General features: G+C 70.5%; 1 protein-coding gene. It reads right to left on the bottom strand.

Translation table 11 applies throughout. The annotated features are described in order from the left end of the window. The coding region (locus GA0115259_RS31420; protein ID WP_093603276.1) for a glycoside hydrolase domain-containing protein at positions 1 to 5,668 on the bottom strand (5,668 nt) is incomplete at its 3' end. Positions 5,669 to 5,673 lie beyond the last annotated feature (5 nt).

Genomic DNA, 5,673 nt, shown 5'->3' with positions numbered 1-5,673 from the left:
GCGGCCCGCCGTTCAGGGCGTCGCGGTAGATCTGGCCGAGCCGGGAGCCGAGGCCGTCGGCCATCGTGACGGTGGCGCTGTTCGTCGCGTCGGCCTCGGCCCGGTCCACCTCCTTCTGCGTCGCCGCGTTGTTGATACGCACCGCGATCCGGTCGTTCTCAGCGGTGAGCGCGGTGCCGTTCGGCACCTTGGCGTCGGCTCCGAGGACGTCGGAACCGAGGTCCTCGATGCCGTTGAGCAGGTCGTGGAAGTAGCCGGTCCCGTCGCCGGTGCCCGGCCACTTGTCCGACGCGTAGGTGGCGTTGAGCGTGTCGTCCGGGAAGGGGGACGGCTCGTACGCCGGGTCGGAGGCGTCCGCCGCAGCGGTCGCCGAGGTGGTCGCCGAGACGGTCGCGGCGGAGTCGTCCGAGGTCCCGGCCAGGGTGACCGCGGTGACGGTGGCCGTGTGTGCCGTGGCCTTGCCCGTGGTCATGAGCAGTGCCGTGCCGGTCGTGGCGGGGACGTGCGCGGTGGTCCCGTCGCCGAGGACCACGGTGTAGCCGATGACCGGGAATCCGCCGTCGCCGGCCGCCCGCCAGTCCACGCGGACGTGCGTGCCGTCGGTGATCACACCCTTCACGGTCGGCTTCTGCGGCTTGCCGCCGCCGGTCACCACGGGTGCCGTGGCGGCGCTCGGGTGCGAGGCGCCGAACGTGTTCACCGCCCGGACGCGTGCCGTGTACGACCTGTCGGCCCGCAGCCGGGTGAATGTCGTGCTCCGGCTGTTCCGATCGTCGATCTCGACCTGGTGGCCGTCGCTGAGGGTGATCTCGTAGCCGGTGACCGGTGAGCCGCCGGTGTCCTCGGGCGCGGACCAGGCGACGGTCACGCTGGAGCCGGACGACTTCGCCGACACCGCGTCAGGCATGGCAGGCACCGTCCTGGGCTTCGTGGTGAGCGCGGACAGGGCATGGCGGAGGGCGTCGTACCGGGCGGTGAGTGTCGCGTCCGTGGCGGTGTCGTCCGCGACCGCGGTCTTCGCCGCGTCGAGTGCCTTGGTGAACGCCGTCCACGACGCGTCCGTGTAGCGGTCGTTGTCGAGGGCCGACGCGGTCATGACCAGGTTCTCCAGTCGCAGCCTCGGCACGGGGACCAGTTGTCCGGCGGCCAGGGTGAGGCGACGCGTCTGGGTGTCGACTTCGAGCCGCGTCGCGTCGTCGGCGTCGACGAGGGCGCGCGCCGCGGCGAGTTCGCGCTCGTACACACCGAAGTCGATCGCGTCGTAGCGCTCCGCGTCGGCGGAGAGTCCCTCGTACCGCTCGATCGCCTTCCGCAGGGCGGACTTGTCCGTGACGGCGGGCGTCTCGACGTGGTCGAAGGTGATCCGGCCCAGATTCGCGACGTACGGGTGCGAGGAGTCCGGGTTCGTCGTCAGCCGCAGGTGGACGGTGTGCGTGCCCGTGATCGCCTTGGGCAGTGTCAGACTTGTCGTCCCTCCTGACGACCACGCGCTTCCCGTGACCGGCAGCGGTACGGTCGCGTACGGCGTGCCGGGGTCGGCCGCGTCGAAGGAGTCCAGGTAGAGCTGGACGGCGGAGCCGGTGCCGCAGCGGGCGGAGTTGTTGACGTAGGTGATCGTGACGGTGCTCTTCGGGGAGCTGCCGAAGTCGATGTCCCCGTAGTCGAGCCAGGCTCCGTCGTAGGTACCGCCGAGGTCGGTGGTGGAACCCGAGCCGGTCCAGCCGACGGGTTCGCTCTTGAGGCCGCCGCCGCTGTGCGAGCGGAACGCGGTGGCGTCGAAGCCCACGGGGGCGTCGGCGGTCTGCGTCAGGGCCAGCGAGTAGATGTTGCCCACGTAGGGCTGGGAAGCGGTCTGCGTGCTGGAGACGAACGCCGCGTACACGTCCTGGACGCCGGTGAAGACGCCCGGGTCGAGCTGCACGCTCGTGGTGGCGATGGTTCCCCAGCCCGATCCGCTGTAGTCGAGGGGGATGTCGACGCTCTTCGGGCCGTCCTTCGAGCCGAGGCGCAGTTCGATGTGCGAGTCCGACGCCGCGCGGGACTGGGGCTTGTCATAGCTGACGGTGACGGTGTCGGCGCCGTCGCGGAGGTCGGTGTCCTTCCACTGCGCCCACGCGCCGTTCGTCACGTTCTCGAAGATGCCGTTCGAGAGGTTGAGCGGGAGCGAGCCGTTGCCGGTCGTGGTGCTGTTCACCGCGGTCAGCGTGGCGAGCGTGGTCGTGGGGGACGCCGAGACCTCGTACGGCGAGAACTGGTACCAGTCGAAGTTCGACACCCACTGCTGGCCGGACGGGGCGTGGAACACGAACGTCGCGCTCTTCGCGCCCAGCAGGGCGTCCGGGTCGGTGACGGCCGCCCGCACCGTGGTGTAGTACTGCCAGCCGCCGGTTCCGGGGAGCTGGACGGTGGCGACGACGGGGCCGTCGGCGGCGCCGGCGTGGATGTCGACGCTGCTCGGCTCCGCGTTCGTCGGCTGCGAGTTCGCGTAACGGACCGAGATGCTCTGCGGGGCGGCCTCGCCGAAGTCCAGCTTGGTGAACCGCTCCCACGATCCCTCGGTGACGCCGCCGAGGTTGCCGTCCGAGTTGTTCCGCTCGCTGACGAGGCTGGGGCCTTCCTTCTGGTCGGGGGCCTCGGCCTGGAGGACGGCGTAGCCGCCCTCGTCGATGGTGAGCGCGTCGACGGCGGAGTGCAGCGCGTCGTCCGCGGCCATGATCGTGCCCGTCGCGGAGGCGGTGTCCGCGAGGACGGTCCGCGCCCGTTCGAGCGCCGACCGGAACAGGTTCCAGGAGCCGTCGGAGTAGTTGCCGCCGCGCACCAGGGACGCCTGGTCGACGAGTGCGCCGAGGGCCTTGCGGTGCACGGCGGCGGCGGAGATGACGAGCGGGTCGGTCGGGGATATCCCGGTGCCGCCCACCGCCGGGGCCCGCACGCCGTGGGCGAAGGCCGCGTCGCGGAAGGTGAGGCCGAAGCGTGCGTCGACCTTCGTGGTGCCGGTGAGCGACAGCGTCGCCGTGCGCGAGCCGCTGACGCGGAGGTCCGCCGTGACACCGGCCGGCAGGCCGGTCACGCTCGCGGCCCCGGTCCTGGTGAGGCTGGTTCCGTTGCGCGCGTCGAAGGACGCCGGTCCGGACAGGGTGAGCTTCACGCTGTCGTGGACGGTGCCGTCCTCGGTGGTGGCGACGGTGCCCGGGTGGGCGGAGACGACGGTGTCGCCCTTGTCCGTGCCCGTGCCGCCGTCACCCGTGTCGCCCGAGTCGGTGTTCAGCGAGTACGCGGGCTTCGTGTGGGCGCCCCACTGGGAGGGCTTGGAGCCCATGGTGAAGTCCAGGGTTCCGCCGGAGACGATCTGCGAGTAGTCGAGCCACGTGTTGTCGAACCGCTTGCCGTTGAGGGTCGCGTTCTGCACGTAGTAGTTGCTCGGCGACACGCCGTCGGCCTTCACCGTGAACCGGGAGCCGTTGGCGTAGGTGATCGTCGTGGAGTCGAAGAACGGGCTGCCGATCTGGAACTGGCTGGAGCCGGCGGTCACCGGGAACAGGCCCAGGGCGGCACCGACGAACATGGTCGACATGGTGCCGGCGTCGTTGTCCATGGTCGGCAGGAAGCCGTTCGGCGAGAGCTTGTAGACCTGGGTCTTGACCGGCGGGGTGAACTCGCCGCCGGAGCTGGGGGCCTCGTTGGTGGAGCCCGTCGCGATGTACCGGTTCCAGGTCGTGCCGGTGTAGATGGCACGCACCCACTTCTGCGTCAGGCTCGGCTCGCCGACGTAGTTGAACAGGTACGGGGCCTGGAGGTCGATCTCGTTCGCGTTGGAGTGCAGCATGGCCGAGCCGTCATCGACGCTGGAGTCCTCGCCGAACATGTGCTTGACCGCGGCCTTCCCGGCCTTCGGGCCGCCCATGGCCTCGATGAGGCCGCCCATGTCGTACGCGTCGTACCAGTGGTACTGCCACAGCGTGCCCTGGTAGAGGCCGGCCGCCTCGAACTTCTCGTAGTCGGCGCTCTGCCAGTCGCCGTTCGCGGCGCGCGGGGTGAGCAGACCGACCTCGGTGCCGTCGGCCGCGGTCCAGGCGCCGGACTTCACGAGGTTGTCGATCGCCATGGTCGACCGGGTGCGCAGTTCCTTCGCGTCGTCCTTCTTGCCGAGCGCGTCGGCGATGACGGAGAGCGCCCACTGGTCGTAGCCGCGCTGCACGGTCGTACCGGGATCACCGGTGACGTACCCCTGCCGCAGCTGCGCCCCGGTGTAGTACCCGGAGTACGACAGCAGCGCCGGATACGCCTCGTCGAGCCGGTCGAAGTTCTTGAAGCCCTTCGACAGCGCGTCGGCGACCAGCACGGCCGAGCGCTCCCAGCGCACGGTCGGGACCGAGTGGGTGAGGCTGCCGAGGCTCTTGCCGGAGGTGCGCGTGTCGGCGAAGAGCACGATCAACGACTGGATCATGTCCCGGTAGATGGCCGGGTCGATGTACGCCTCGACGGAGTACTTGCGGAAGTCGTCCCAGGTGGACCAGCCGTCGTAGTACGTGAAGCCGTTCGCCTTGTGCACCGCTCCGTCGGCGCCGCGGTACGTACCGCTGGTGCTGGTGGCGTTCACCGGCAGCGCGTACATGCGGTACAGGTGCGTGTAGAACTCCTTGGTGAGCGTCGACCCGGGGTCGGACTTCGCCGAGGCGCGCACGTCGACGGCGCCGAGCGACTTGTTCCAGACCGCCTTCGTCCGGGCGCGCGCCTGGTCGAAGGTGAGGTCGCCCACCTCGTTGCGCTGGTCGGTCGCGGCCTGTTCGGCGCTGATCGGCGACAGCGTGACGCGCAGCTCGATGTCGTCACCGGCGGCCTTGTCGAACCCGAGAACGGCGCCGGTGTCGGACCCGTCCCGCGTGGTCGCGTCGCTCAGCCTGCCGTCGTTGCCCCAGCTCTTCAGGGAGGTCACGGGGACGTTCGTGGTGGCGTTGTAGTACAGCTGGTACGAGGCGCCGTTGAACGACCCCGCCACAAGCCCGGTGATCGAGGTGGTCCCGTCCGGGAGCGTCGTCGCCTTCATGGTCGAGCGGGTGCGGCTGGTGAAGTTGTTCGCCAGGTCGAGGACGAGCTCGGGGTTCGACCCGGCGGGGAAGCTGTACCGCTGGAGCGCGGTACGCGTCGTCGCGGTCATCTCGGCCTTGATGGTGCCGGAGTCCTGCTTCACCGACGACGCGGTACCGGAGACGGCCCCGAGGCCCACCTGGTAGTAGCCGGGTGTCGCGGTCTCGTCGTCGTGGCTGAACGCGTGGGCGTACGTGCCGGTGGCGGGCCGGCTGTCGTACTGCACGGAGGTCGGGACGACGAGCAGGTCGCCGCCGCCTCCCGAGCCGCCGACGCCGTCGAGGTTCGTCGCGGTGAACCCGGCGATGTGGTCCTCGTTGTAGTCGTACCCGGTGTGGTTGCGGTTCGGCGTGGTCAGCGGGTTGACCTTGGCCAGACCGTGGGGCGCCTGGGCGCCCGGCAGGTCGTTGCCGTCGTCGCCGGCGGTCGAGACGAACGGGTCGACGAGCTTCGTGTAGTCCGTCCCGCCGGACGTACCGCCGGACGTTCCGCCGGACCCCGTGGACGTGGTCGCGACGGGCACTGCGGTGGCCGCGCCGGCACCGGCCAGCGCGCCGGCGCCGAGCGCGCCGGCGAGCAGCACGG

The sequence above is a fragment of the Streptomyces sp. MnatMP-M17 genome (genome assembly GCF_900091995.1).
In the GTDB taxonomy this organism is placed as follows: domain Bacteria; phylum Actinomycetota; class Actinomycetes; order Streptomycetales; family Streptomycetaceae; genus Streptomyces.
This window is presented reverse-complemented; position numbering and strand designations above follow the sequence as displayed.